Here is a 26483-nt window from a genome sequence, read left to right as displayed (position 1 = left end):
GATCCGGTCAACTGGCCGGGAAACAGGGGGTAGTTGATGAACAACGCCGATCGCAGGGCCGCGTACGAGAAGCAGACCGCACGCAAGGAGCTGACGCCGCGCCAGAAGCGGCGCCTCTCGAAGAAGGCGGGACAAGGCAAGGGCTGACGCCGGACCGGGGCGCCGGGTCGCGGTGCCGGGCCGGGGCTGTCCGGGGCGCCGTGCCGGGACGCTGGTCCTGGGCGTCGGCCCGGAACTCAGCCCAGAACCCGGTCCAGGGCGTCGGCCCGGAACCCGGTCCGGAACTTGGCCCAGGGGGCCGTCCAGGGTGTCGGTAAATCCATGGGGCGGTCGTGGAGTTCGTTGTTACGGTCGCCCCATGTCAGCCGAACCGAACGCCTCCTTGGCCCCCGTCACCGCCGACGACGTCGCCGAAGCGGTCGCGCTCGCCGTCGCCGCACTGGCCCCGGCCGCCGACGCCGACTGGAACGTACCGGCGGGCCCGCTCGAGTGGACGTGCTGGGAGACCGGCGAGCACCTCGTCGACGACCTCTTCTTCTACGCGGCGCAGATCGGCTCGCTGCGACCCATGGCGGACGACTACGTGCGCTGGGGCTACAGTCGGCGCCGCTCCGACGGGCCGGACAACACCATCACCGTCGACCTCGACGCGGGGCCGACCGCGATGTTCCGGGCGCTGGAGGCCGGCGGCGGCATCCTCGCCGCCGTGGTCCGCGCGACACCGGAGACCGCCCGCGGCTTCCACGTCTTCGGCGCCTCCGACCCGGAGGGCTTCGCCGCGATGGGCGTCGTCGAGACGCTGGTGCACGCCCACGACCTGGCGCTCGGCCTCGGCGTCGAATTCGAGCCACCGGCCGGACTGTGCGCGCGCACGCTGCACCGCCTCTTCCCCGACGTCCCCCGTGACACCGCACCATGGGCGACGCTGCTGTGGGCCACGGGCCGCGGCGACCTGGAGGGCAAGGAGCGGCGTGAGAAGTGGCGCTGGTACGGTGCGCCCGGCGCGACATGATCATCGTCCGCGTGGCCGCGACCCGGTCCACGGGGGCGACGCAGCCCTGACCAGGAGGCCACCTTGACCCGCCCCACCACGCTCGTGACCGGCGGCAGCCGCGGCATCGGCGCCGCCACCGTGCTGCGCCTCGCCCGGGAAGGGCACGACGTCGCGCTGTCCTACGTGAGCGACAAGGACGCCGCCGAGCGCACCGCGGAGGCCGTCCGCGCGGAGGGCGCCCGCTGCGTCGTCGTCCAGGCCGACACATCCCAAGAGGCCGACGTGGAGCGGATGTTCGACGAGGCCGTGGCGGAACTCGGCCCGCTCACCGGGCTCGTGAACAACGCGGGCGTCACCGCGCCGGTCGGCCCGTTCGCCGAGGCGCGCACCGAGGACTTCCGCCGCGTCCTCGACGTCAATGTCCTCGGTGTGCTGCTGTGTTGCAGGCGCGCCGCGCGGGACATGACGGCGGCGGGCGCGGGCGCCATCGTGAACGTCTCGTCCGGCGCCGCCACGCTCGGCAGCCCCGGCCAGTACGTGCACTACGCGGCGTCGAAGGCGGCCGTGGACACGGTCACCCTCGGCCTCGCCAAGGAGCTCGGCCCGGTGGGCGTGCGGGTCAACGGCGTCGCGCCCGGCATCGTCGACACCGAGATCCACGCCACCAGCGGCACCCCCGACATCGCCCGCGAGGCGGCGCCGGGCATTCCGCTGCGGCGGCCGGGGACGGCCGAGGAGATCGCCGGGGCGATCGCCTGGCTGCTGTCTTCGGACGCGTCGTACGCGACGGGGACCGTGCTGAGGGTGGCCGGGGGACGCTGAGCGGACCGGGGCTCAGGCCGCTTCCACGACGGCCCGCCGGAGCTCCGCGCGCATCGCGTCGGCCCACTCCGTGACCAGGAGCGCGTACTCGGAACGTTGCTCGGCGCTGAGCCGGCCCCCGGTGCGCAGCCACAGACCGCGGATCTGCTCGTTGACTTCCTCGGCAGACCGCACTGGACAAGATGTGACGGGCGGCATGTGCCAAGGCTACGTGCGGGGTGGCCGGTTGGGAACCCTCGGCGAGCGGTCCTGCGCATCAAGTGACCGTTGCTGTAAAGGAGTTGGCGCAACCCCTGGTCAGGCGCCGATCAGGGTGGGCAGCACCGTCGTCGCGAGCAGCCGCAGGGCGTCCGCGTCCGGGGTGCCGGGCTCGGCCGTGTAGAGCATGAAGCGCAGGTCGTCGCCCGCCGCCGTGAGGATGTCGCAGTCCAGGGTCAGCGGACCCGCCTGCGGGTGGTCGATCGTCTTGCGCGCGGCGGCGTGCCGGCCGACCGCGCCCGAGTCCCACAGCTCGGCGAAGCGCGGGCTGCGGGTGCGCAGTTCGTCGACGAGGGTGTGCAGGCGCGGGTCGAGCGGGTAGCGGCTCGCGGTCGTCCGCAGGTCCGAGACCAGGGCCGTCTCCATGGCCTGCCGGGCGTCGGGGGACTGCCGGACCCGGCTGGCCGGTCCGAGGAACGTCCACCACACGCCGTTGCGCCCGTGCCCGCCCCACTCGGGGCGCTCGCCGAGCAGCGCCGTGTAGAGCGGGTTCGCGAGCAGCAGCGTCCACGCCGCGTCGAACACCGCGACCGGCGTCTCCGGCAGCCGGTCGAGGAGGCGCCGGGCGCTCGGCGTGAGCCGCCCCGGCACCGTCTCCCGGCCGGGCGGGGCGAGACCCGCGAGCCGGAACAGATGCTCGCGCTCGGCCTCGGAGACGCGCAGCGCGCGGGCCAGGGCCTCCACGACCTGGTCCGAGGGGTGGGTGGCGCGGCCCTGTTCGAGACGGGTGACGTAGTCCGCCGAGATCCCGGCGAGCAGCGCCAGCTCTTCGCGGCGCAGCCCCGCCGCCCGCCGCTGCCCCACGGCGGCGATCCCCGCGGCCTCCGGCGGGATCCGGTCCCGCCAGCGCCGCACCGTGTCGCCGAAATCTCCGAGGCGCGCCTGAGGTGTTGCCATGCCACTACTGTGCCCCGTCCCGTACGGATCTTCCTGGTATCGGCAGTCCCAGGAAGACGGGACGGCTGGTCGCGGGCCCGCGCCTGGCGCAGCCTGGACACATGACCACCACACTGATCACCGGAGCCAACAAGGGCCTCGGCCGCGAAACCGCCCGCCGACTCGTCGCCGCAGGTCACACCGTGTACGTAGGGGCCCGCGACCCTGAGCGCGGCCGCCGCGCCGCCGAGGAGCTCGGCGCCCGCCACGTCGTCATCGACATCACCGACGACGCTTCCGTGGCGGCCGCCGCGAAGCAGATCGAGGCCGACGGCGGCCTCGACGTACTGATCAACAACGCCGGCATCGAGGGCCGCACCGAGGGCAACGGCATCGTGCTCCCCGCCGACGAGACCGTGGACACGCTGCGCCCGCTGTTCGAGACGAACGTCTTCGGCACCGTCCGCGTCACCCACGCCTTCCTGCCGCTGCTGCGCCGCTCCGCCGCCCCCGTCGTCGTCAACCTCAGCAGCGGCCTGGCCTCGCTGACCGGCGCCTGCGACCCGGACAACCCGGCGGCCGCCTACCCCGGCATCGCCTACCCGGCCTCCAAGACGGCCGTGAACATGGTGACCGTGCAGTACGCGAAGGCGTTCCCGGAGATCCGGATCAACGCCGTCGAGCCCGGCTTCACCAAGACCGACCTCAACGGCAACACGGGCGTGCAGACCGTCGAGCAGGGCGCGGAGATCGTCGTCCGCATGGCGCTGGTCGGTCCCGACGGGCCGACCGGTACGTACACATCGGCCGAGGGCCCGCTGCCCTGGTGACACCATGGGGGATGCCCGGTGAGTGTCCAGGGTGATGCCCCCTGTTACTCCGGTTGCCTCTGTGCCACGGTGACGTCGCCGCCCCCCACGGCGTCTCCAGGCAATGGAGGTAAGGGAGTTGCGAAGACGACAACTGCTGCGTGGAGCGGTTCTCGCGGGGCTCACCACAGCGGGAGGTGTGGGGATGGAAGGGTCGGCGTTCGCCGCGGACTACCCGATCGTGACCGTCGAACAGTCCGCCAACCAGATACAGCGGTTCAGTAACGGCAGCACCGACTGGAACGGCACACCGGACTGGTACTGGTCCGCCCCGGACGGCGACGCGAGCTGGATCGGCCTCTCCGACGTGAAGCGGCGCTCCACCGCCAAGTGGGGTTACGTGTCGCTGTGCACGGCCTCGGGTACCGCGAGCAGGGGCGGCCGGGCCGCCATGATCAGGGAGAGCGACAAGGCGGTCGTCTGGACCGCCGTGGTGCCGGGCAACCCGCACTCGGTCGAACGCATAGAGAACCACGGAGCGATCGTCACGGCCTGCTCACGGGCCCGGGTCTTCAGCAGCTCCTACCAGTCCGGCGGCGGCATCAATGTGTTCGTGCCCAGCACTCACGGAGGCACGCCCCCGACCGCGTACGGCAGCAGCATCAGCGTCGGATTCCCGGACGCGCACGGCGTGCTGTGGGACAAGGAACACGAACTGCTCCTCGCCACCGGCCTGAACGAACTGCGCGCCTATCGGCTCGTCACCAACGCCAGCGACATCATCACCGGCCTGACGAAGGTGGCCTCCGTGACCTTCGGCGGCACCGCGCACGACATCCAGCCCGACTACGCCTCCGCCAACGTCTTCTACACGGTGGGCGGCAGCGTCAACCCCGATCACGGCATCTGGCAGGCCACCCCCGCGTACGACGCGGCGACGGGCACGTGGAGCCTGGCATCCCCGACCAAGATCTACGACTGGTCCTTCACCAAGTCGTTCGGCCGCCTCCCCGACGGCACATACTTCTGGGTCGACGCCCCCAGCGCGGACGTGTGGTGGAACGACACGGTCGGCTTCTCCGGCCGCGCGGACTCGGTCCGCACCGGGGCGCGCTTCTACAAGGCGCGCTACTGGTCGCACGTGTTCACGTAGGCGTCATGCGGGGCGCGGCCTGAGCACGATCTTCCCGTGGGTGTGCCGCTTCTCCAACTCGCGGAAGGCATCGCGCACTTGCTCCAGTGGATAGCCGCGCGCGATCGGCACCTCCAGCTCTCCGCGCGCGGCGAGGCGGGCCAGTTCACCGAGCACGACGGCGCTGGCCGCCGCGCCCTCCCCATAGGTCCGGGCGCCGACCCGTGCCGCGACCTCCCAGTCGCGGATCGTGTTGATACGCCCGGGCCGCACGCCCAACTCCACGGCGAGTTCTACGTATCCGCTGCCGTACGTATCGATGAACGCGTCAACGCTGCCGCCGCTGCCGCCGGCCGCCTCCAGGACCCGCTCCCGCACCCCGTCCCCGTACGCGACGGGGATCACGCCCTTCTCCTTCAGCCAGCCGTGGTTGGCCTCGCTGGCCAGGCCGATCACCGTGGCGCCGTGCCGCCGCGCGAGCTGCACGGCGAACGCCCCGACGCCGCCCGCCGCACCGGACACCACGACGGTGTCACCGGCCCCCAGGTCCACGGCCCACACGCACGCGTACGCGGTGACCCCGGCGACGTACAGGGCCCCCGCCACATCCCACGGCAGCCCCTCCGGCCGGTGCACCACATTCACGTCGTCGACGACCACGTACTCCGCGTGGCTGGCCCGCCGGTGCGTGAACCCGACGACCTCGTCCCCGACCTTGAAGTCCCGCACCCGCGCCCCGACTTCGACCACAACCCCGGCCAGGTCACTGCCCTGCCCGGACGGAAACGTGGCCGGCCACCGCTCGTGCAGAAACCCCGTCCTGATGCTCACCTCACCGGGCTGGATCCCGGCGGCCCGCACCTCGACCAGCACCTGATCGGCCTTCGGGACGGGCCGCGCCACGTCCTCGACCCGCAGCACGTCGATCCCGCCGTACTCGTGGAACCGCACCGCCTTCATGCCACGCCCACCCCGTCTCTTCCGCTTGCGCCGACTCGACTCCCGGAAGTCTCTCAGCCCGCCGACTCCGCCGCGTGCGGGCTGAGGACGCCCACACTGACGAGGACGAACAGGGCGATGCCGAGGGCGATCCGGTAGTAGACGAACGGCATGAAGCTGCGCGTCGAGATGAACTTCATCAGCCAGGCGATCACCGCGTAGCCGACGCCGAAGGCGATCAGCGTGGCGAAGACGGTCGGGCCCCAGGAGACATGGCCGCCCTCGCTCGCGTCCTTCAGCTCGAAGACGCCGGAGGCGAGGACCGCCGGGATCGCCAGGAGGAAGGAGTAACGGGCCGCCGACTCGCGGGTGTAGCCGAGGAAGAGGCCGCCGGAGATCGTCGCGCCGGAGCGGGAGACGCCGGGGACGAGGGCGAGCGCCTGGCACAGGCCGTAGATCAGGCCGTCCTTGACGGTGAGGTCCTTGAGTTCCTTGCGGGAGCGGGCCGCGCGGTGCCGGCCGCCCGCCTCGTCGCGGGCCGCGAGCCGGTCGGCGACGCCGAGGACCACGCCCATCACGATCAGCGTCGTCGCCGTGAGCCGCAGATCGCGGAACGGGCCCTCGATCTGGTCCTTGAACGTCACACCGAGCACTCCGATGGGGATCGAGCCGACGATCACCAGCCAGCCCATCTGCGCGTCGTGGTCGCCGCGCATCGTCCTGTCCGTAAGGGACTTGAACCACGCGGAGATGATGCGGGCGATGTCCTTGCGGAAGTAGATGACGACTGCTGTCTCGGTGCCGAGCTGGGTGATCGCGGTGAAGGCCGCACCCGGGTCGTGCCAGCCCGCGAACGCGGCCGTGAGGCGCAGATGGGCGCTCGACGAGATCGGCAGGAATTCGGTGAGTCCCTGGACGAGGCCGAGGACGAATGATTCGAACCAGGACATGAGGTGGCTACGCGATCCAGGTGCTCGACGGAACCGGCCGCGAACGCGGGCCGGGGCAGGGCAGGGCAGGGCGGGACGGGACGGGCGGTGCGAACTCCCCCCCAGGGGTTCGCGTGGGGCAGGGTAGCGCTCGAAAGTGACGGGATCACCACAAGGGCGTGCGCGAGGTCTTCACCGACCGTCCCGTTGCGCCGTCAGAAGGGCGTCTCCCGTCGGCGTACGGAAGTAGAGGACCGAGCGGCCCGCCCTGCGGCGCGCTACGAGCCGGGCCCCGTGCAGCACCTTCAGATGACGGCCCACCGAGCCGAGACCCTGGCCGGTCAGGGCCACCAACTGCGTGGTGGTGAGGGGGTGTTCGAGGAGGGCGAGGACCTGTGCGCGGGCCGTGCCGAGCAGCGCCGCGAGGCCGTCGGGCGGCACCGTACGGTCCGCGTCCGCGAGGGCGCCCGCGCACGGGTAGACCACGGCGTACCGGTCGGCCGGATCCCGCCACGACACCCAGCCCTGCTGCGGGGTGACCGGGACGAAGAGGAGCCGGGTGCCGGAGATGTCACGGGGCGGGTAGTCGTGGGCGTTGATGCGCAGCCGGCCCTCGCCGAGCCAGCCCATCGTGGGCCGCATCCCGCCGAAGGCCGCCGCCCAGCCGCCCCGCGTCAACTCCCTTGTCCGGGCCAGGACATCGGCCTCGATGACCCGGCGGCGGCGCGGCCACTCCGGCAGCACCGTCTCCCGCCACACCCACGCCAGCAGCGTCGCCGCGCGCTCCGCGAGGTCGTCGGCGCGGGCGAGTGCGTCGGGGAGCCGGCCGGGGGAGGAGACCGCGAGGTCGGCGCGGACGGCCTCCGGCGGTGTGGCGCGGATCCGCGCGAGGCCGTCGGCCAGGTCGTCCTCGCGGGCGCCGTCCGGCGTGGGCGTCATGAAGTCGGCGATCCACCGGGCCCCGAACGCCGTGTCCAGGAGCAGCGCCGTCGCCGGCTCCGCGGCGAGTCGGGCGCGGTAGCCGGGCAGGTGCGCGTCGAGCCAGCGCCGCTCGCCGGGGTGCGCGGCGACCGGGTCGGCGAGCTTGCGCAGGCTCGCGGTCGCCTCGGCGAGCCGCGACACGACGAACCGGCTGCCCGCGAGCGTGTCGGCGTCGACCTGCCAGACACCCATGACCCGCCGCCCCCTCCGCGTATCGGTGTATCGGTGTATCGACGTACCGGCGCATCGGTGTATCGAGGAACCTTTCGCCGGTCCGCGAAACATTAACGGCCGTCCCGCCGCACCCCGCAGCCTCCCGGCATGGACACCTACCGGGGCCTGTTCCGTACGCCCGAATATCCCGCTCTCTTCGCCGCCGTCTCGCTCCAGGTCGCCGGGCAGACGGTGAGCGGGCTCGCGCTCGGCTCGCTCGTCTACGCCTCGACCGGCTCGCCGCTGCTGTCCGCGCTCGCGATGTTCGGGCCCTCGCTCGCCCAGGTCGTCGGCGCGCTCACGCTGCTGTCGGCCGCGGACCGGGTGCCGCCGCGCGCCGCCCTTGTCGCGCTCGCGCTCTTCCTCGGGCTCGCCACCGCCGTGCAGGCGACGCCCGGCCTGCCGACGGCGGCGGCCCTCGGGATCGTCCTCGTCCAGGGTGTGCCCGCCGCGCTCGGCGGCGGCGTCCGGTACGGCATGCTCACCGACATCCTCGCCCGCGACGGCTATCTCCTCGGCCGCTCCGTCCTCAACATGAGCGCGGGCGTCTGCCAGATCCTCGGGTACGCGGCGGGCGGGCTGCTCGTCGCCGTGCTGTCGGCGCGCGGCACCCTCCTCGTCGGGGCCGGGCTCTACATGCTCGCCGCCGCGGTCGCGCGCTTCGGCCTCTCCCGGCACCCGGCGCGCGCCGCCGGACGCCCGTCCCCGCGCGAGACGATGCGCGGCAACGCCGCCCTGTGGTCCTCGGTGCCGCGCCGCTACGTGTACCTCGCGCTGTGGGTGCCCAACGGGCTGATCGTCGGCTGCGAGGCGCTCTTCGTCCCGTACGACACCGGGCACGCGGGCGTACTACTCGCGAGCGCGGCACTCGGCATGCTCGCCGGGGACGTCCTCACCGGACGCTTCCTGCCGCCCCGGTGGCGGGCCCGGCTCGCCGCGCCGCTGCGGCTGCTGCTGGCCGCACCGTACCTGGTGTTCGCCGTGCGCCCCGCGATGCCGTTCGCCGTGGCGGCGGTGGCCCTCGCCTCGATCGGCTTCTCGGCGAGTCTGCTGCTGCAGGAGCGGCTGATGGCGCTGACCCCGGAGAGCCTGAGCGGGCACGCGCTCGGCCTGCACACCGCGGGGATGCTGACCATGCAGGGCGTGGGGGCTCTGGTGGCGGGCGCGCTGGCTCAGCTGACCTCGCCCGCGACCGCGATGACGGTGCTCGCCGCGGCGTCCGTCGCGGTGACGCTGTGCCTCGGCCGGGGACTCAAGGGCGAGCCCGAGCCGGTCAGCCCTGCCGCGTCTCGACCGTCTCTCCCGCTTCGATCGTCTCTCCCGCTTCGACCGTCTCGACCGGCTCCGTCCGCTGCCGCAGCTGATGACGCTTGCACCACGCCACGACCGCGCCCGCGCACCCCGTGACGACGATGAAGCCCATCGCGACCAGGAACAGCGGCGACGTGGGCGTCGAGGCGCGGGCGCCCGCCACCACGTACGCCGCCGTGTTCGGGATCGAGCCGAGCGCCGTCGCGAGCAGGAACGGGACGATGCTCATCTTCGAGATCGACGCGCAGTAGTTCACCGCCCAGAACGGGAAGCCGGGGAACAGCCGGGTCGCCAGGGTCGACCGGAAGGCATGCTTGCTGAGCTGCCCGTCAGCCGCCTTCAGCCAGCGTCCGCGCAGCAGCGGGCGCAGCGCGTCCTGCCCGAGCAGCCGGCCGAGCAGGAAGGCGAGCCCGGCCCCGAGCACCGTGCCACCGATCGCGCCGGCCAGACCCAGCTGGGAGCCGAAGAGGGCGCCCGCCGCCAGATTGAGCAGGGGTCTCGGTACGAACGCGACCGTGCACACTCCGTACGCCGCCGCGAAGAGGACGACCGCCGCCGCTCCGTTCACCGCTGGTGGCCAGCCCTGCGTGATCAGCCGCTGCGGCTCGAAGAGCAGCACGCACGTCGCGCCCGCGGTCAGCAGCACCACCAGCATCGAAAGCCGCGACCACGGGGACAGCAGGGCCTGGCCGAAGCGCGCGGCGAGCCCGGCGGCGCGGGCGGGTCGGGCGGGGACGGTCTCGAACATCCGGGGAGACTAACCGACCCATACATAAGATCGCCGTAGGTTGTGTCTCACTTTCCCGGCTCTTGCCCTACTTGCGAGGAGCGTCACGTGCGCTTCGGCGCGCGGAAATTCGGTCGACGGGCGGCGCCGGGTCGGCGAAGATCTGGCACATGTTCCGGCACGCCTTTCTCGCAGCTTTGTCCGCAGTCGCGGACGCTGCTCGGGCTGCCGTCTTCCTGACCGCCGCCGCGACTGACGGCGCGCGAAGCTGACCCTCTCCGGACATTCCGGCGGACCCCGCAGGGGGAGGGTCGGTACGGCTCAGGGGTCCCCGCCTCCGTCTCGGACCGTCCCGGATCCGGCTCGGAGGCCACCACTCTTCATCTTCTTCATCCACTGAAGTTCCCGAAGGGACCTCATCGCCATGCCCAAGACGGCATACGTGCGTACCAAGCCCCACCTCAACATCGGCACGATGGGCCACGTCGACCACGGCAAGACGACCCTGACCGCCGCGATCACCAAGGTCCTCGCCGAGCGCGGCGCGGGCACGTTCGTCCCGTTCGACCGCATCGACAAGGCGCCGGAGGAGGCGCAGCGCGGCATCACCATCAACATCGCGCACGTCGAGTACGAGACCGACACCCGGCACTACGCGCACGTGGACATGCCGGGCCACGCCGACTACGTCAAGAACATGGTCACGGGCGCCGCCCAGCTCGACGGGGCGATCCTCGTCGTCTCCGCGCTCGACGGGATCATGCCGCAGACCGCCGAGCACGTGCTGCTCGCGCGGCAGGTGGGCGTGGACCACATCGTCGTAGCGCTCAACAAGGCGGACGCCGGTGACGACGAACTCACGGACCTCGTCGAGTTGGAGGTGCGGGAGCTGCTGTCCGCGCACGGGTACGGGGGCGACTCCGTGCCGGTGGTGCGGGTGTCCGGGCTCAAGGCCCTTGAGGGGGACGGGCGTTGGACGGCGGCGATCGAGGCGTTGCTGGACGCGGTGGACACGTACGTTCCGATGCCGGAGCGGTATGTGGACGCGCCGTTCCTGCTGTCGGTCGAGAACGTCATGACGATCAGTGGGCGCGGGACCGTGGTGACGGGGGCCGTCGAGCGCGGGCGCGTACGGGTCGGGGACAAGGTGCGGGTCTACGGCACGGGTGAGGAGGCCGAGACCGTCGTCACCGGCGTCGAGACCTTCGGGAAGCCGATGGCGGAGGCGCAGGCGGGGGACAACGTGGCGTTGCTGCTGCGCGGGGTCGCGCGGGACGCGGTGCGGCGGGGGTTCGTCGTCGCCGAGCCGGGGAGTGTGCGGCCCGCGAGGCGCTTCACCGCGCGGGTGTACGTGTTGTCGGCGGCGGAGGGTGGGCGTGCGACGCCTGTCTCCACCGGGTACCGGCCGCAGTTCTACCTGCGTACGGCCGATGTGGTCGGGGACGTCGACCTTGGGGAGGTGGGGTTTGCGCTGCCCGGGGACACGGTCACGATGGCGGTCGAGCTGGGGCGGGATGTGCCGTTGGAGGCGGGGCTCGGGTTCGCGATCCGTGAGGGTGGGCGGACGGTTGGTGCGGGCACCGTGACGTCGGTGGGGTGAGTGGTTGCGGTCGTGGGGCCCTGCCCCGGGCCCCGCGCCGCAATCGCCGGCGGGGCTTGATTGTGCTCACCCGCCGCTGGGGTTCAAGAGATCGGGGCTCTGCCCTGGGCCCCGCGCCGCAATCGCCGGCGGGGCTTGATCGTGCTCACCCGCCGCTGGGGTTCAAAAGATCGGGGCTCTGCCCCGGACCCCGCTGCTCAATCGCCGCAGGGGTTTGAATGTGACCGGCACAATAGGGGCGTGAACGCAGCCGACGGTGAGCCCGAGCCGATACCCGTTGTCCGTGATGTCGATTACGGCACCGCCAAGTTGCTGCCCGACGTCGACCGGCGGCGGGCCTGGTTGCTCACGGTGGACGGGGCGCCGCAGTCGTATGTCGACCTGGACGACCCCGCCCACCTGGAGTTCGAGTACGCGCGGCGGCTCGGGCACGTGGTGGACTGCCTCGGGGACGAGGGCGCGGCGCTCGATGTGCTGCACCTCGGCGGGGGTGCGCTGACGTTGCCGCGGTACGTCGCCGCCACCCGGCCCGGCTCCCGGCAGGACGTCGTGGAGGCGGACCGGGGGCTGCTCGCGCTCGTCGCCGAACACCTGCCGCTGCCGGACGGCTCGGGCATCGCGGTGCACGGCGCCGACGGGCGGGGGTGGCTGGAGGCGGCGGCCGACGGGTCCGTGGACGTGCTGGTGGCGGACGTGTTCGGCGGATCCCGGGTGCCCGCGCCGTTCACGACCCTGGCGTACGCGCGTCAGGTGGCGCGGGTGCTGCGGCCGGGCGGGACGTACGCGGCGAACCTCGCGGACGGCGCGCCCTTCGCGTTCCTGAGGTCTCAGCTGGCCACGTTCTCGGCGGTGTTCCCGCACGTCGCGCTCGTCGCGGAGCCCGCCGTGCTGCGGGGGAGGCGGTTCGGGAACGCGGTGCTGCTCGCCTCCCGGGAGGAGTTGGACGTGGCGGAGCTGGCCCGGCGCACCGCCCGTGACGCGTTCCCCGCGCGCGTGGAGCACGGCGTCGCGCTGCGCCGTTTCGTCGGTGACGCGAAGCCGGTCGCCGATGCGGACGCGGTGCCTTCGCCGGAGCCGCCGGGAGGTTCGTTCAGCGTGGGGTGACGGGGTCCGGGGCGGTCGGGCCGCCCTCGGCGACCTTGGCCGGGCTCGTCTCGCGGCGGCGCAGATGACGTACGTCCGGTACGAAGAGGACCGCCGCCGTCGCGAGGACGACCAGCGCCGCGCAGCCCCACAGCGAGGCCGTCCGCCCGAACGCCGACTCCGCCGGACCGGCGAGCGCCGTGGCCAGCGGCACCATCGCCACCGAGCCGAACCAGTCGTAGGCCGAGACGCGGGAGAGCTTCTCCTCCGGTATCTCCTGGTGCAGGGCGGTGATCCAGGAGACGCCGAAGATCTCGATGGTGACGCCGGACACGAACATCACGGCGATCAGCCAGCCGAGCGGCACCGGGATGGCGAGGGCCGCCGAGGGGAGGGCGAGGGAGAAGACCGAGAGGGTCGCCGCGAAGAGGAGGCGCTTCGGCTTCCAGCGCATCATCAGCAGCCCGCCGAGGATCGTGCCGACACCGAACGCGCCGAGCGCCAGGCCCCAGGGCCCCGCCCCGCCCAGTTCGTCGCGCGCCACCAGCGGCCCGAACACCGACTCGGCCGCGCCCACCACCGCGACCACGATCGCGAACTGGGCGACGATCGTCCACAGCCACGGCCGCCCGACGACCTCCCGCCACCCGTCCCGCATGTCGGCGAGCAGCCCGCCGCCCGGCTCGCGCGGCGGTATGTGGCGCACGTCGAGGAACATCCGCAGCCCGCCCGCGACCAGGAACGCCACCGCGTCCACGGCCAGCACCCAGCCGGGCCCGAACGCCGCGACCATCGCGCCGCCGAGCGCGGCGCCGCCCACGCCCGCGCCGGACATCCCCATCCGGAACAGGGCGAACGCGCGGCTCGCCTGCTCCCCGGAGACCGAGGCCATCAGCATGCCCTCGGCGGCCGGATTGAAGAACGCCTGGCCGGTGCCGCCGAGCGCGCTGAGCGCCATCATCTGCCACAGCTTCGGATCGCCCTGGAGGACGAGCAGCGCGAAGGCGCCCTGGGAGAGGAAGTTGAGGGCGTTCGCCGCGACCATCACGTGGTGGCGCGGCAGGCGGTCCGCGACCGCGCCGCCGACCAGCAGGAACACCACGAGGAAGAGCGTGCGCGCCGCCGCCACCAGGCCGACGTCGCCGCCGTCGCCGCCCGCGTCGAGCACCGCGAACGCCGACGCGATCAGCGCGCCGTGCGCCCCGAGGGTCGTGACGACCGCCGAGACGGACAACAGCGTGTAGTTCCGCCCGGCCCACGTGGGGCGCAGTCGTGGACGCTTCGGGGCGGGGCCGGTGTCGGGCCCGGTGTCGGGGGCGGAGGCAGAGGTCACTGGGGGACTATCGCCGCCATCGGCCCGAATCGACAAACCGTTTCCCCGGACACCGGACGATTGGTCGGTCACATCCTGATTTGCCTGCTCTCGCGAGGGGTGGCGGAGGGATGGTCAAGCTTGCTACCCACGGGTAACATTCCATGCATGAGCGCAGATCAGATGTCCATCGGCGAGATGCTCGCCGCCACGGTGCCGATGGCCCGCACCCTGAACCTCGAGTTCCACGAGACGACGCCCGAGAAGGCCGTCGTCTCGCTGCCCGACCAGGCCGACTACCACAACCACGTGGGCGGGCCGCACGCCGGCGCGATGTTCACGCTCGGCGAGTCCGCGAGCGGCGCCATCGTGCTCGCCGCCTTCGGCGAGCAGCTCTCCCGCGCGGTGCCGCTCGCCGTGAGCGCCGACATCGCGTACAAGAAGCTGGCGATGGGCCCGGTCACCGCCACCGCGACGCTCGGCCGTCCGGCCGCCGACGTGGTCGCCGAGCTCGACGCGGGCGAGCGTCCGGAGTTCCCGGTGGCCATCGCGATCACGCGTGAGGACGGGGCCGTGACCGGCGAGATGACCGTCGTCTGGACGTTGCGACCCAATAGTTGAGCAGCGGCTGAGCCGAGGCCGCACCGCGCGAGGGGCGCCGACCACGAGGTCGGCGCCCCTCGCGTTTTCTTGTGCGTTCCATTGACACGAGTCAGCGCCAGTCATATTTTCCGTTCGGTTTTTGCGGTGTCTAACGAGGCGTCAAGTCCGATTTGTCGCACAGTGCGTTTAACAGTCGAACGCAACGAGGAGAGACAGCCCATGCCCGACAGCGGGACCAGCAACGCAAAGAACCCCGACGGCATCTCCAGACGAACGGCCCTGCGCCGGATGGGCGGGGCGATCATGGTCGCCGCCGCCGTCACGGCGGGCCTGCCGAGCCTCGCGGAGGCGGACGAGGAGCGCGAGCGCGGAGCAGGGCCGCGCGTCGAGTCGCTGCTCGGCAAGCTCACCCTCGACGAGAAGCTCGGCTTCCTGCACGGCGCCAAGGACCCGCACGACCTCGGCCAGGCCGGCTACATCCCCGGCGTCCCCCGCCTCGGCATCCCGCCCCTGCGCCTCGCCGACGGCCCCGCCGGCGTCCGCGTCACCGAACACGCCACCGCCCTCCCGGCCCCCGTCCTCCTCGCCTCGACCTTCGACCCGGCGCTCGCCCGCCGCTACGGACAGGTCATCGGCCGCGAGGGGCGGGCGCTCGGCCAGGACGTGCTGCTGTCGCCGATGGTCAACCTGATCCGCACGCCGTACGCGGGCCGCAACTTCGAGACGTTCTCCGAGGACCCGCTGCTCTCCTCCGACATGGTCGTCGAGGAGATCGGCGGCATTCAGGGCGAGGGCCTGATCGCCACCGTCAAGCACTTCGCGCTCAACAACCAGGAGAAGGACCGCATGTCGATCGACGTGCGGGCCGACGAGCAGACCATGTACGAGCTGGAGCTGCGCGGCTTCGAGGCCGCCGTCGAGGCCGGTGCCGGCTCGGTCATGGGCTCGTACAACAAGGTCAACGGCACCCCCGCCTGCGACAACAAGGAACTGCTCAGCGGAATTCTGCGGGGGCGCTGGCACTTCGCGGGCTGGGTGATGACCGACTGGTACGCCACCCACTCCACCGTCGCGGGGATGGCGGCCGGGCTCGACATGGAGATGCCGAGCGAGGACGCGTTCGGCGCCGCCCTGAAGCGGGCCGTCACGGACGGCACCGTGCCCGAGGCGCAGGTGGACGCGGCGGTGCGGCGGATCCTGGTGGTGATGGAACGCTTCGGCCTTCTCGCCGCGGAGCCGCCGCCCCGGCCGGGGCGGGACGCGAAGGCGGGCGCCGCCGTCGCCCTCGACATCGCCAAGGCGGGCGCGACCCTGCTGCGCAACAAGGACCGCACCCTGCCGCTGCCGGAGGGCGGGTCCGTCGCCGTCGTCGGAGCCACCGGGTACGTCCCGTTCGTCAGCGGAGGCGGCAGCGCGCACGTCGTCCCCGACCGCGCCGACAGCCCGTACCAGGCCATCAAGGACCGTGCGGGCGACGGCGGTTCGGTGACGTACGCGCTCGGCGGCGACATCTACGGCAAGGCACTGCCCGGCGGCGCGCTCGCGCCCGCCGTCGACCTGGAGGAGCGCGCGGTCGGGGCCGGGCAGACCTGGACGTACGAGGGGACGCTCACCGTCGACGAGGCCGACGCCTGGACCTTCGTCGTCCACTACTCCGGCGAGCGGCCCAAGGTGGTGCTCGACGGCGCCGAACTGTTCCCGCTGCTGCCCGGCAGCGCCGAGTTCTTCAGTGGCGGGCTCGTCTCCATCGCGCCCGACGCGCTCGCCGTGCGCCACAAGTCCCTCGACCTGGCGGCCGGTCCGCACCGGTTGCAGATCACGGCGAAGGGCGGCGACAAGGGGCAGACGTTCCGGCTGCGCCGGGTGACCGGTGTGACGCGGGCGGGCGATGTCGCCGACGCGGTGCGGGCCGCGAGCGGCGCGGACCACGTGGTGCTCTTCGCGTACGAGGACGCCACCGAGGGCCAGGACCGCACGTCGCTGGCGCTGCCCGACCACCAGGAGGCCCTGATCGCGGCGGTCGCCAAGGCCAATCCCCGTACGACCGTGGTGCTCAACAGCTCCTCCGCGATCACCATGCCGTGGCTCGACAAGGTGGGCGCGGTGCTGCAGATGTACTACCCGGGCCAGGAGGGCGCGGAGGCCACCGCCGCCGTCCTGTACGGGGACTGTGACGCCGGTGGCCGGCTCACCCAGTCCTTCCCGACGTCCGAGGACACCCACCCGATGTCCGGAGACCCGCGCCGCTACCCCGGCGTGAACGGCGTCGAGGAGTACTCGGAGCGACTCCATCTCGGCTACCGCTGGTACGACGCGAAGAAGGTGAAGCCGCTGTTCCCGTTCGGGCACGGGCTCTCCTACACCTCGTTCGGGTACGAGGACCTGCGGGCGCGCTGGACGGGGCGCGGCATCGAGGTGTCGTTCACCGTGCGCAACACCGGGAAGCGGGCGGGTGTCGCCGTGCCCCAGGTGTACGTGGGCAGCTCGCCGGACCTCCAACTCGACCAGGTCGTCCGGGTGTTGGGCGGATACCGGCGGGTGCCGTTGGAGGCGGGGGAGCGGCGGCCGGTCACCGTGCGGGTCGCGCCCCGGACGATCTCGTCGTGGGACAGCGGGCGGCACACCTGGGTCCTCGGCACCGGCAAGCGCACGGTGTGGCTGGGCGCGTCGGCGGGTGACCTGGTGCGGCGCACGGATGTGGTGGTCGAGCGGGAGAGGGGGAAGTGACGTGCGGCGAGCCCGAACAGCCCGAACAGCCCGAACAGCCCGAATAGGTCGAATAGGGAACGGTGGCCGGATACGTGTCGTGCTCGCGGCCGTGGTGGCGCTCGCCGCCACGGCCCTCGTGCCCGCGCACGCGGCCGAGCGGCCCGGCGGCGGAACCTTGGTGCACACCGCCTCCGGCTGGGTGCGCGGTCAACACACCGACGAGGGGCGGCAGTTCCTCGGCATCCCGTACGCGGAACGGCCCGTCGGCGAACTCCGCTGGCGTGAGCCGCGCCCGGCGCGGTCATGGAGCGGCGTGCGCGACGCGTCGAGGTTCGGCAACAGGTGCGTACAGCCACCGAGTGGGGACCCCGGATACCCGGATCCGACCTACACCGAGGACTGCCTCGACCTGAACGTGTACGCGCCGGACGGCTCCGCCGGGCGGCCCGTCATGGTGTGGCTGCACGGCGGCGGGCTCACCGCGGGCGCGGGCGCCGACATCGTGCCCGACACCTTCGCCCGCCGCACCGGAACCGTCGTCGTCACCGTCAACTACCGCCTCGGAGCGATGGGTTTCCTCGCCGCGGCGGGCCTCGACAAGCAGGCATCCGACGGCGTCTCCGGCAACTTCGGCCTCCAGGACCAGCAGCAGGCGCTGCGCTGGGTGCACGCCAACATCGGCCGCTTCGGCGGGGACCGGGACCGGGTCACGATCGCCGGTGAGTCCGCGGGCGGCCGCTCGGTGTGCACCCAGCTCGCGTCGCCGACCGGCCGCGGCCTGTTCCGCGCCGGGATCATCGAATCGGGTGCGTACGGGGACTGCGCGGCCCGCGCGCACGAGGAAGCCGTCGCCGAGGGCGCGAAGTTCGCGGAGAAGGCCGGATGCGGTACGGCGGCGGACCCGGTGGCCGACCCGGTGGCGTGCCTGCGCGGCAAGTCGGCCAAGGAGATCCTCGACGCGCAGAACGGATTCGACTGGGCGCCCGTCACCGGCGGCGCCTTCCTGCCCCGGCAGCCGTCGACCGCGATCGCCGAGGGCCGCTCGGCCCACGTCCCCGTACTCAACGGCGCCAACAAGGACGAGGGCACCCTCTTCGCCTACGGCGCGTACGACGGCCAGGGCAAGCCGCTCACCGCGCAGGCGTACCCCAAGGCGCTCACCGACACGTACGGAGAGGAGACAGGGGAGAAGGCCCTGCGCGCCTACCCCCTGACCGACTACGCGTCGCCCACCCACGCGTACGCCGCCGCCCAGGGCGACCAGCTCATGGCGTGCCCGGCGCTCCGCCTCGACGAGCGGCTCGCGGCGAGCGGGCCGCCCGTCTACGCGTACGAGTTCGCGGACCGGACCTCGCCGCCGTTCGCCTCGATCAGGGAGGCGGGCAGGACGTTCGACTTCGGAGCCACCCACGTGAACGAAGTCCAATACCTCTTCAAACACTTCGGACTCGACTCACCACTCGACAGCGAACAGCGGGTACTCGCCGACCGGATGGTCCGGTACTGGGGCTCCTTCATCCACGGGGGCGTCCCGCGCGCGGACGGCGCGCCCGCCGTGCCCGACCAGCGGAAGGCCCCCGGTCACGTGCTGTCCCTGAAGACCGCGACTGTGGGCGGGATCACCGTCTCCACCGATGTTCACCGTGCACACCACTGCACCTTGTGGGACGCGGCCGCGTCATAGGGAGCAGGTAGGCTGCCCGGCGTGCGCGTACCTGGAGGGGAGCGCACGCCGGGCACAGGCAAGATTTCGGTGGGTACGGGAGGCGACGTCGATGCACGTCCAGGAATGGCTCGACACGATTCCGGCGGTCGCCATCTACGCCCTGGTGGCCGGCGTCATCGGCCTCGAAAGCCTCGGCATCCCGCTGCCCGGCGAGATCGTGCTCGTCTCCGCGGCGCTGCTCTCCTCGCAGCACGGCGACGTCAACCCGGTCGTCCTCGGCGCCTGCGCCAGCGCGGGCGCCGTCATCGGCGACTCCATCGGATACGCGATCGGCCGCAAGGGCGGGCGCCCGCTCCTGGCCAAACTCGGCCGCAAGTTCCCCAAGCACTTCGGCCCAGGACATGTCGCGACCGCCGAGCGCTCCTTCGAGAAGTGGGGCATGTGGGCCGTCTTCTTCGGCCGCTTCGTCGCCCTGCTCCGCATCTTCGCCGGACCGCTCGCGGGCGTTCTCCACATGCCGTACTGGAAGTTCCTCACCGCGAACTTCCTGGGCGGCGTGGTGTGGGCCGGCGGCACGACGGCCGTCATCTACTACGTGGGTGTGGTCGCGGAGGACTGGCTGAAGAAGTTCTCGTACGTGGGGCTCGGGGTGGCGGTGCTCATCGGGCTCGTCTCGATGCTGATCGTGAAGAAGCGGGCGGCGAAGATGGCGGCGGAGCATGAGGCGGTGGCCGAGCCGGAGTCCAGCCCGACCGGTGCCTGATCGCCGGACGGTGTTGCGGTCCCGGGGCGCTGCCGCGGACTGGCGCTACAGCGAGCGGTGGGCCTTTGCCAGTTCCACGTAGTGCGTGCCGTTGAGGGTCACCATTTCGCGTTCCTCCGCGGAGAGTTCGCGGCGGACCTTGGCGGGGACGCCGGCCACCAGTGAGCCCGGCGGCACCACCATCCCCTGCGGCACCAGCGCCTGCGCCGCGACCAGCGAACCCGCCCCGATCACGGCGCCGTTGAGCACGGTCGCGCCCATCCCGATGAGGCAGTCGTCCTCCACGGTGCAGCCGTGCAGCACCGCGTTGTGGCCGACGGAGACGCGCTCGCCGATCGTCGCGGGGAAGCCGAGGTCGACATGGACCGTGCAGTTGTCCTGGATGTTGCTGTCGGCGCCGAGCGTGATCGGCTCGAACTCGGCCCGCAGCACGGCGCCGTACCAGACGCTCGCGCCGGCGCCCAGCGTGACGTCGCCGACCAGGACGGACATCGGGGCGGCGAACGCCTCCGGGTCCACCTTCGGTTCCTTGCCGTTGACGCCGGTGACGAGTGGCTCGTGGGACTGGGACATGGGGTCGGGCTCCCTGGGTCTTGTCGTGATCGTCTTTGTGTCGCGCCAACCGCACCGTACCTGTGGCCCCGTAGGGCGAAGATCACAGTTCGGCGAGGTGGGAGTGGTGGATACGCGTGGGTAACGTGTCGCCGTGCCGATGAAGCGGAACGTCAAGGGTGGGCCAGGACACCGGCTCGTACAGGCCGGATGGCGCTGGGTTCAGCGCAAGGGCGCGGTCACCGCGCGGCAGCCCGGCGGGCACCGGTTCGGTGCGATCGGGCACGGTACGAAGCTCGCGTTCCCGCAGGGCACGGTGTTCGGTGAGCCGTGGATCCGGCTCGGCGCGCACTGCATCATCGGGGAACAAGTCACCCTGACCGCGGGCCTGATGCCGGACCTCGACCTCGGCCCCGACCCGATCCTCACCCTCGGCGACGGCGTCGTGATCGGTCGCGGCAGCCATGTCATCGCCGATACGACGGTGCGCATCGGCTCCGACGTCTACATGGGCCCGTACGTCTACATCACCTCCACCAACCATTCCTACGACGACCCGCACGAGCCCGTCGGCAAGCAGTGGCCCCGGATGGAACCGGTCGAGATCGGTCCCGGCTGCTGGATCGGCACGGGAGCCGTGATCCTGCCGGGCGCCAGGCTCGGCCGGAACGTGGTGGTGGCCGCCGGCGCCGTGGTGCGCGGCGAGGTGCGGGACCACGCGGTCGTCGCGGGCGCGCCCGCACGCGTCGTACGCAGCTGGGACCCGGAGGCCGGCTGGCAGCCCCCGCTCAGGACGCCCGCGCCCCGGGCGATACCGGAGGGGGTCACGCCGGACCAACTGCTCGCCCTGTCCGCACTCGACGACGAGCACGCCTGGGACACTGAGCCCCGGACCGGATAGATGTAGCGAGCAATCAGCAGGGAAGACGTGGATACGAGCGGCGCGAGCGGGACGAGCGGGACGAGCGGGTCGGGCGAGACGAGCGGGTCGGGTCGAGTGAGCGGGTCGGGTCGAGCGAGCGAGTCGAGTCAGGTGGGGAGGACGGGGTCGGCGAGCACGGTGGGTGGCGCCGGTGACGCCGGGCGGGGCGAGGGTGCGGCGGGTGAGGGCACGGGGAGTGAGGTCAAGCCGCGTGGGTGGCGGCGGTGGGCCATGGACACCCGGCCGTTGCGGGTTCCCGCCTACCGTCGGCTCTGGTCCTCGACCATCGTCACGGCCATCGGCAGCCAACTCACCGCCGTCGCCGTGCCCAAGCAGATCTACGACATCACCGGCTCGTCGGCGTGGGTCGGCGCCGCGAGCCTGGCGGGGCTCGTGCCGCTCGTCGTGTTCGCGCTGTGGGGCGGCGCGATCGCCGACCACATGGACCGGCGCAAACTCCTCCTGATCACCAACAGCGGCATCGCCGTGACCTCGGTGCTGTTCTGGCTGCAGGCGATATCCGGGCTCGGTTCGGTGGCCGTGCTGATGGTGCTGCTCGCGATGCAGCAGGCGTTCTGGGGCCTCAACTCCCCGGCCCGCAACGCGTCCATCGCGCGGCTCGTCCCCGAGGAGCAACTGGCCGCGGCCAACGCGCTCGGCTCGACCGTCATGCAGACGGGGCAGGTCATGGGGCCGCTGCTGGCCGGGGTCCTGATCCCGGTGATCGGCCTGCCCGAGCTGTACCTGATCGACGCGGTCGCGCTGTGCGTCACCGTGTGGGCGGTGTACCGGCTGCCGGCGCTGCCGCCGTTGGGGGCGGCGGCCGTGGCGAAGAAGCGGGCGGGGGTGCGGGAGATCGTCGACGGTTTCCGGTACATGGCCACGCACAAGGTGCTGCTGCTGTCCTTCCTCGCGGACATCATCGCGATGGTGTTCGGCATGCCGCGCGCCCTGTTCCCGCAGCTCGCCGCGGAGACGTACGCGCCGTACGGGGAGGGGCTCGCGCTTGGGCTGCTGTTCGCGGCGATTCCGATCGGGGCGGTGGTCGGGGGTTTGTTCTCGGGGACGTTCTCGCGGGCGCGGCGGCACGGGTGGATGGTCATCGGGTCGATCGTGGCGTGGGGGCTCGCGGTGGCCGGGTTCGGGCTGAGCGGGAATCTGTGGCTCGGGGTGGTGTTCCTCGCGGTGGCGGGGGTCGCGGACATGGTGTCGATGGTGTTCCGCGGGGCGATTCTGTTGTCGGCGGCGACGGATGAGATGCGGGGGCGTATGCAGGGCGTCTTCACGGTTGTCGTGGCCGGTGGTCCGCGGTTGGCGGACGTGCTGCACGGTTCGGCGGGGTCCGCCTTCGGGGCGGGGGCGGCGGTTGCGGGGGGCGGGTTCCTGGTGGTCCTGGCGATGCTCACGCTCGCGGTCGCCGCACCGGCGTTGCGGCGCTACCGGGTCTGAGCGGTGCCGGTGCTGATGTGTGCGCCGCGCAGGGGGCTTTGACCCGTGCCGGGGTCGGTGCCGGTCGTTCCTGTTGCGCCGCACCGGGTTTCGGAGCTTTGCCGGGGTCGGCGCCCGTGTTCCCTGTTGCACCGCACCGTGCGCCGCCTTGCCCACCCTGCCGCCCCAGGCGGCAGATTGCCCAAGGCGGTTGCGGTCGACCGCGATGGGTGGGGAGTGGGGCGTTGCGCACGGGGAGGCGTGGCGTAGCGGGTGGGCCAATCAAGCCTCTGCGGCGATTGAGCAGCGGGGGCGTAACCACGGTGCCGGGGTCAGCCCGCTGCCAGGAGGACCGTTCCGACCAGCGCGAGCCCCGCGCCAGCGGCTTGCACTCCACGCAACCGCTCACTCAACACCCCGCGCGCCGCCAACGCCGTAACCACCGGATACAGCGACGCGAGAACCGCCGCAACGGTCACCGGCCCCTCCTGCGCGGCCAGCGCATACGTTCCGTTGGCCGCCACATCCGCCAACCCGACGAACGCGAGCGCCGGCAACGACGAACGGATCAGCCGCCACCCCCCGTCCTCCGGCAGCGGGAGCACCCGCCCCCCACGCTTCGCGGACACGTACAACGCGGCCCCGCCCGCCACGACATTCGTCACCCGCTGCACGAACAGCGCGAGGAAGAGCCCGGTCAGCGTCGTCGACGCCTCCGCGATCAGCGCCATCACCGCCCCGAACCCGAACGCCGCGAGCAGGGTGAGGAACACCGCCTGCCGCTGCACCGGCGCCCCCTTGAACTGCGGCCCACCCGCCAGCACCACACCCGCCACCGCGACGAGGATCCCCGCGAATTGCAGCACCCCCGGCCGCTCGCCGAGCACGAGCCCGACCCCGACCGGCACGGCGACGCCCACCGAACCGAGCGGCGAGACGACCCCCATCGGGCCGAGCGCGAGCGCCTTGTAGAAGGCGAGCATCGCGACAGGCCCGACGAGCCCCGCCGCGACGGCGAACCACAACTGCGGTCCCGTCTCGCTCCAGGCACCCGTGCCGAGCACGATCGCGCCGAGCACGACCACCGCGATGGACTGCGAGACGACCACGACGGTGAGCGCCGGGGTTCGTCGTGTCAGTAGCCCGCCGCCGAAGTCGGCCAGACCCCACATGAGGCTGGTGGCCAGGGCGAAGAGTGCAGTCATGCCGGACCTCGCAGTACAGTTTGCTGGACGTTGGAGTGCAGCACACCGTAGTCCAATGAACTGAACACTGTCATCGAAAATATTGAACCCCGGAACCCTGGAACCCCGGAACCCCGGAACCTCGAAACCTCGGAACCCACCCTGGATGGAACGTGGCCGACCTCGACCTCCTGAACCAGGCGCTCGCGCGCAACGTCAAGCAATGGCGGGCCGAGCGCGGCTTCACCCTCGACGCGCTCGCCGCCCGCGCGGGTGTCAGCCGGGGCATGCTCATCCAGATCGAGCAGGCCCGTACGAACCCCAGCATCGGCACCGTAGTGAAGATCGGCGACGCGCTCGGCGTCAGCATCACCACGCTGCTCGACTACGAACAGGGCCCGAACGTCCGCATCGTGACGGAGGATCAGGCGGTCCGGCTCTGGCACTCGGAGGCGGGAAGTTACAACCGCCTGCTCGCCGGTACCGAGGCGGAGGGTCCGCTGGAGATGTGGGACTGGCGGCTGGTGGCCGGCGACGGCAGCGACTCCGACCCGCATCCGCAGGGGACCGTCGAGCTGGTCCATGTCACGACCGGCGAGCTGACGCTCGTCGTGGACGGCGTCGAGCACGTGGTGCCCGCGCGGGCGAGCGTCTCGTTCGAGGCGAGCGTCCCGCACTCCTACCGCAACGCCGGGACCGAGGACGTCGAGATGATCATGGCCGTGTCGGTGCCTTTCGTACGGTGAGACACCGGGTCCCGGTGCGCGCGGCGGCTGTTAGCGTGCCGCCATGCGCGCACCCATCGGCACCTTCGACCACGTCCTGCCCGCCCCCGAGGCCCTCGACCTGCTCACCCGGCCCGTCGCCGACGCCGTCCGCGACTGGCGCGGCACGGTGCCCGCGCACGAGCTGATCCACGTCGACACCGACCCCGAGTGGGCGGACACCGCGACGTTCGTCGAGCACTACGGCCCCGACCTCCTCGACACGTCCGCGAACTGCGTCGTCGTCGCGGGCAAGCGCGGCGGCGAGACGACGCTCGCGGCCTGCGTCGTGCTGTCCGCGACGAAGCTCGACGTCAACGGCGCCGTGCGACGCAGGCTCGGCGCCCGTAAGGCCTCGTTCGCGCCCATGGACACCGCGACCGGCGAGTCCGGCATGGAGTACGGCGGCATCACCCCGATCGGCCTGCCCGCCGACTGGGCGGTCCTCGTGGACGCGGCCGTCGTCGACCTCCCGTACGTCCTCATCGGCAGCGGCACGCGGCGCGGCAAGCTGATCGTCCCGGGCGAGGCCCTGTCCGAACTCCCGGGCGCCGTCGTGGTGGAGGGCCTCGGCGTGGCCCCCTGACGGGACCCGAGCGGCGCGCTGACAGCTCCCCTGACAGCTCCCCGGAACGGCTCGCTGGCAGGCCCCCCCGGAGCGGCTCGCTGACAGCTCCCCTGACAGGTCCACTGAGCGGCCGCCGCCGACAGGTCCACTGAGCGGCCGCCGCCGACCGGTCCCCTGAGCGGCTCCCCGCCCGGCCCCCTGACCGACCCTGGGCGAACGCCTCACAGCCGCCGCGCCCGCCGCTCCCGCAGCAGCAGCCACGCCAGATACAGCCCGCCCCCGACCCCGGTCACCACTCCCACCGGCATCAGCGCCGAACCGGTCACCCGCTGTGTCACCAGGTCGGCGGCCGACACCAGGAGCGCGCCCATCCACGCCGCCGGGAGCACGTTCGGCCCCGCCGACCGCGTGACCCGGCGGGCGAGTTGGGGCGCGGCCATCGCCACGAACGGGATCGGGCCCGCCGCGGCCACCGCCATCGCGGTCAGGCCCGTGCCCGCGCACAGCAGCACGAGCCGGCTGCGCTCCGGCGGCACCCCCAGCGCGCCCGCCGTGTCGTCGCCCATCTCCAGCATCGTCAGCCGACGCCCGTAGGCGAGGATCACCGGAAGCAGGACCACCAGGCCGAGCGCGGCGATCCGGACCTCGCTCCAGCCGCGGTCGTTCAGTGAGCCGATCGTCCAGCTCGCGGCCTGCGCCGCCTTGCCGATGTCGGCCCGTACGTAGAGGAAACTCGTCGCCGAACCGAGCACCGCGGACGCGCCGATGCCGACGAGGACGAGCCGGTAGCCGTGCACGCCGCGCCGCCAGGCCAGCAGATAGACGGCCGCCGCCGTGGCGAAGCCGCCGACCAGGGCGCCGAGCGCGGTCTGCGCCGTGCCCGCGTTCAGGATGATGATCGCGACGAGCGCGCCCGCCGACGCCCCGTTGCCGAAGCCGATGATGTCCGGGCTGCCCAGCGGATTGCGGGTCAGGGACTGGAAGACGGCGCCCGCCATGCCCGTGCCGAAACCGACGAGCAGCGCCACGAGGACGCGCGGCAGTCGCAGGTCGAGCACGATGAACTCGGCGCCGGGCGGCCCGTTCCCCGCGAAGGTGCGCAGTACGTCGAGCGGGGAGAGCGCGTACGTTCCCGTGCCGACGGAGAGGACCGTCACGACGGCGCCGATGACGGCCAGGGCCGCGCAGACGAGCAGCGCGCGCGGGTCGAAGCGGAGCGAGAAGCGGCCCGCGCGGAGCCGCCCGTGCGTCAACCCCGGCTTGTGCGGGCGCAGTTCGCGGTTCGTGAGGTCGTCGTCCGTGAGGCCGTCGTCCGTGATGTCGTCGTCCGTGGTGATC

The 26483-nt window shown here is 72.3% G+C and carries 24 protein-coding genes and 1 pseudogene; 15 read left to right on the top strand and 10 right to left on the bottom strand.

Annotated features, from left to right (window positions below):
• The first annotated feature begins 358 nt into the window (after positions 1-358).
• Together RBJ65_RS20680 and RBJ65_RS20675 are read left to right on the top strand one after the other, a co-directional pair.
• Entirely contained in the window at positions 359-1012 is a 654-nt protein-coding gene (locus RBJ65_RS20680; protein ID WP_306323243.1) for a hypothetical protein, read from the top strand.
• A gap of 63 nt (positions 1013-1075) precedes the next feature.
• Entirely contained in the window at positions 1076-1816 is a 741-nt protein-coding gene (locus tag RBJ65_RS20675) for an SDR family NAD(P)-dependent oxidoreductase (protein ID WP_306323244.1), read from the top strand.
• Between the two features lie 12 nt (positions 1817-1828).
• On the opposite strand, the gene RBJ65_RS20670 is transcribed toward RBJ65_RS20675, so the two are convergent.
• Together RBJ65_RS20670 and RBJ65_RS20665 are read right to left on the bottom strand one after the other, a co-directional pair.
• The gene (locus RBJ65_RS20670) at positions 1829-1990 is read right to left on the bottom strand and encodes a hypothetical protein (protein ID WP_372341440.1); all 162 of its coding nucleotides are present in this window, start codon (positions 1988-1990) and stop codon (positions 1829-1831) included.
• Between the two features lie 123 nt (positions 1991-2113).
• A complete protein-coding gene (locus RBJ65_RS20665) occupies positions 2114-2971 on the bottom strand; it encodes a helix-turn-helix transcriptional regulator (protein WP_306323246.1) in 858 nt (285 codons plus the stop codon).
• Positions 2972-3072: 101 nt separating this feature from the next.
• Here RBJ65_RS20665 and RBJ65_RS20660 point away from each other — a divergent pair, with 101 nt between their 5' ends.
• The gene (locus RBJ65_RS20660; RefSeq protein WP_306323247.1) at positions 3073-3780 is read left to right on the top strand and encodes an SDR family NAD(P)-dependent oxidoreductase; all 708 of its coding nucleotides are present in this window, start codon (positions 3073-3075) and stop codon (positions 3778-3780) included.
• A 184-nt stretch (positions 3781-3964) separates the two neighbouring features.
• Positions 3965-4912 carry a DUF6528 family protein gene (locus RBJ65_RS20655; RefSeq protein WP_306323248.1) on the top strand — a complete coding sequence of 316 codons (948 nt, stop codon included), beginning with the start codon at positions 3965-3967 and terminating at the stop codon, positions 4910-4912.
• Positions 4913-4915: 3 nt separating this feature from the next.
• Here the strand turns inward: RBJ65_RS20655 and RBJ65_RS20650 are convergent, their stop codons facing one another.
• The 3 genes from RBJ65_RS20650 to RBJ65_RS20640 all read right to left on the bottom strand — a co-directional run bounded on the left by RBJ65_RS20650 (position 4916) and on the right by RBJ65_RS20640 (position 7932).
• Complete coding sequence (locus tag RBJ65_RS20650) at positions 4916-5851, bottom strand: NADP-dependent oxidoreductase (RefSeq protein WP_306323249.1); 936 nt, start codon at positions 5849-5851, stop codon at positions 4916-4918.
• Between the two features lie 53 nt (positions 5852-5904).
• Complete coding sequence (locus RBJ65_RS20645) at positions 5905-6780, bottom strand: undecaprenyl-diphosphate phosphatase (RefSeq protein WP_306323250.1); 876 nt, start codon at positions 6778-6780, stop codon at positions 5905-5907.
• 171 nt (positions 6781-6951) lie between these two features.
• Positions 6952-7932, bottom strand: coding sequence for a helix-turn-helix transcriptional regulator (locus RBJ65_RS20640; RefSeq protein WP_306323251.1), 981 nt, complete (start codon positions 7930-7932; stop codon positions 6952-6954).
• 129 nt (positions 7933-8061) lie between these two features.
• Between RBJ65_RS20640 and RBJ65_RS20635 the strand changes: the two are divergent.
• Positions 8062-9246, top strand: a pseudogene (locus RBJ65_RS20635) (MFS transporter); the annotation flags it as partial.
• On the opposite strand, the gene RBJ65_RS20630 reads toward RBJ65_RS20635, so the two are convergent.
• Positions 9227-10012: a TVP38/TMEM64 family protein gene (locus tag RBJ65_RS20630; RefSeq protein WP_306323252.1), complete on the bottom strand. Its 786-nt coding sequence runs from the start codon at positions 10010-10012 to the stop codon at positions 9227-9229. The pseudogene RBJ65_RS20635 and the gene RBJ65_RS20630 overlap by 20 nt on opposite strands.
• Before the next feature lie 403 nt (positions 10013-10415).
• On the opposite strand from RBJ65_RS20630, the gene tuf reads away from it, so the two are divergent.
• Entirely contained in the window at positions 10416-11591 is a 1176-nt protein-coding gene (gene tuf, locus RBJ65_RS20625) for an elongation factor Tu (RefSeq protein WP_306323253.1), read from the top strand.
• Positions 11592-11831: 240 nt separating this feature from the next.
• Positions 11832-12695: a spermidine synthase gene (locus tag RBJ65_RS20620; RefSeq protein WP_306323254.1), complete on the top strand. Its 864-nt coding sequence runs from the start codon at positions 11832-11834 to the stop codon at positions 12693-12695.
• On the opposite strand, the gene RBJ65_RS20615 is transcribed toward RBJ65_RS20620, so the two are convergent.
• Entirely contained in the window at positions 12682-14007 is a 1326-nt protein-coding gene (locus tag RBJ65_RS20615) for an MFS transporter (protein ID WP_372341441.1), read from the bottom strand. The two genes, RBJ65_RS20620 and RBJ65_RS20615, sit on opposite strands and share 14 nt — an antisense overlap.
• A 162-nt stretch (positions 14008-14169) precedes the next feature.
• Here RBJ65_RS20615 and RBJ65_RS20610 point away from each other — a divergent pair, with 162 nt between their 5' ends.
• The 4 genes from RBJ65_RS20610 (at position 14170) to RBJ65_RS20595 (ending at position 19727) form a co-directional block, all read left to right on the top strand.
• Positions 14170-14607 (top strand): DUF4442 domain-containing protein, encoded by a 438-nt coding sequence (locus RBJ65_RS20610; RefSeq protein WP_306323288.1) that lies wholly within the window; start codon positions 14170-14172, stop codon positions 14605-14607.
• A 201-nt stretch (positions 14608-14808) separates the two neighbouring features.
• Positions 14809-17316 (top strand): beta-glucosidase, encoded by a 2508-nt coding sequence (locus tag RBJ65_RS20605; protein WP_306323255.1) that lies wholly within the window; start codon positions 14809-14811, stop codon positions 17314-17316.
• Positions 17317-17395: 79 nt separating this feature from the next.
• Positions 17396-18982 carry a carboxylesterase/lipase family protein gene (locus RBJ65_RS20600; RefSeq protein WP_306323256.1) on the top strand — a complete coding sequence of 529 codons (1587 nt, stop codon included), beginning with the start codon at positions 17396-17398 and terminating at the stop codon, positions 18980-18982.
• A gap of 91 nt (positions 18983-19073) precedes the next feature.
• On the top strand, positions 19074-19727 hold the full coding sequence (locus RBJ65_RS20595; RefSeq protein ID WP_306323257.1) for a DedA family protein: 654 nt from the start codon (positions 19074-19076) through the stop codon (positions 19725-19727).
• A gap of 45 nt (positions 19728-19772) precedes the next feature.
• Here RBJ65_RS20595 and RBJ65_RS20590 read toward each other — a convergent pair whose 3' ends face one another.
• A complete protein-coding gene (locus tag RBJ65_RS20590; RefSeq protein WP_306323258.1) occupies positions 19773-20300 on the bottom strand; it encodes a gamma carbonic anhydrase family protein in 528 nt (175 codons plus the stop codon).
• A 139-nt stretch (positions 20301-20439) separates the two neighbouring features.
• Here RBJ65_RS20590 and RBJ65_RS20585 point away from each other — a divergent pair, with 139 nt between their 5' ends.
• Both RBJ65_RS20585 and RBJ65_RS20580 read left to right on the top strand, forming a co-directional pair.
• Positions 20440-21180 carry an acyltransferase gene (locus RBJ65_RS20585; protein WP_306323289.1) on the top strand — a complete coding sequence of 247 codons (741 nt, stop codon included), beginning with the start codon at positions 20440-20442 and terminating at the stop codon, positions 21178-21180.
• 132 nt (positions 21181-21312) lie between these two features.
• Positions 21313-22650 (top strand): MFS transporter, encoded by a 1338-nt coding sequence (locus RBJ65_RS20580; RefSeq protein ID WP_372341442.1) that lies wholly within the window; start codon positions 21313-21315, stop codon positions 22648-22650.
• 311 nt (positions 22651-22961) lie between these two features.
• Here RBJ65_RS20580 and RBJ65_RS20575 read toward each other — a convergent pair whose 3' ends face one another.
• Positions 22962-23834 carry a DMT family transporter gene (locus RBJ65_RS20575; RefSeq protein WP_306323259.1) on the bottom strand — a complete coding sequence of 291 codons (873 nt, stop codon included), beginning with the start codon at positions 23832-23834 and terminating at the stop codon, positions 22962-22964.
• A gap of 152 nt (positions 23835-23986) precedes the next feature.
• On the opposite strand from RBJ65_RS20575, the gene RBJ65_RS20570 reads away from it, so the two are divergent.
• Positions 23987-24559: a helix-turn-helix domain-containing protein gene (locus RBJ65_RS20570; protein ID WP_306323260.1), complete on the top strand. Its 573-nt coding sequence runs from the start codon at positions 23987-23989 to the stop codon at positions 24557-24559.
• A gap of 43 nt (positions 24560-24602) precedes the next feature.
• On the top strand, positions 24603-25163 hold the full coding sequence (locus tag RBJ65_RS20565; RefSeq protein ID WP_306323261.1) for a YbaK/EbsC family protein: 561 nt from the start codon (positions 24603-24605) through the stop codon (positions 25161-25163).
• A 203-nt stretch (positions 25164-25366) separates the two neighbouring features.
• Here the strand turns inward: RBJ65_RS20565 and RBJ65_RS20560 are convergent, their stop codons facing one another.
• A complete protein-coding gene (locus RBJ65_RS20560) occupies positions 25367-26419 on the bottom strand; it encodes a FecCD family ABC transporter permease (RefSeq protein WP_372341446.1) in 1053 nt (350 codons plus the stop codon).
• Positions 26420-26483 lie beyond the last annotated feature (64 nt).

Source organism: Streptomyces sp. KL109B (genome assembly GCF_030766935.1).
Lineage (GTDB): Bacteria > Actinomycetota > Actinomycetes > Streptomycetales > Streptomycetaceae > Streptomyces.
Note: the sequence above shows the minus strand (reverse complement) of the source record. Positions and strands in the feature narration are given on the sequence as shown.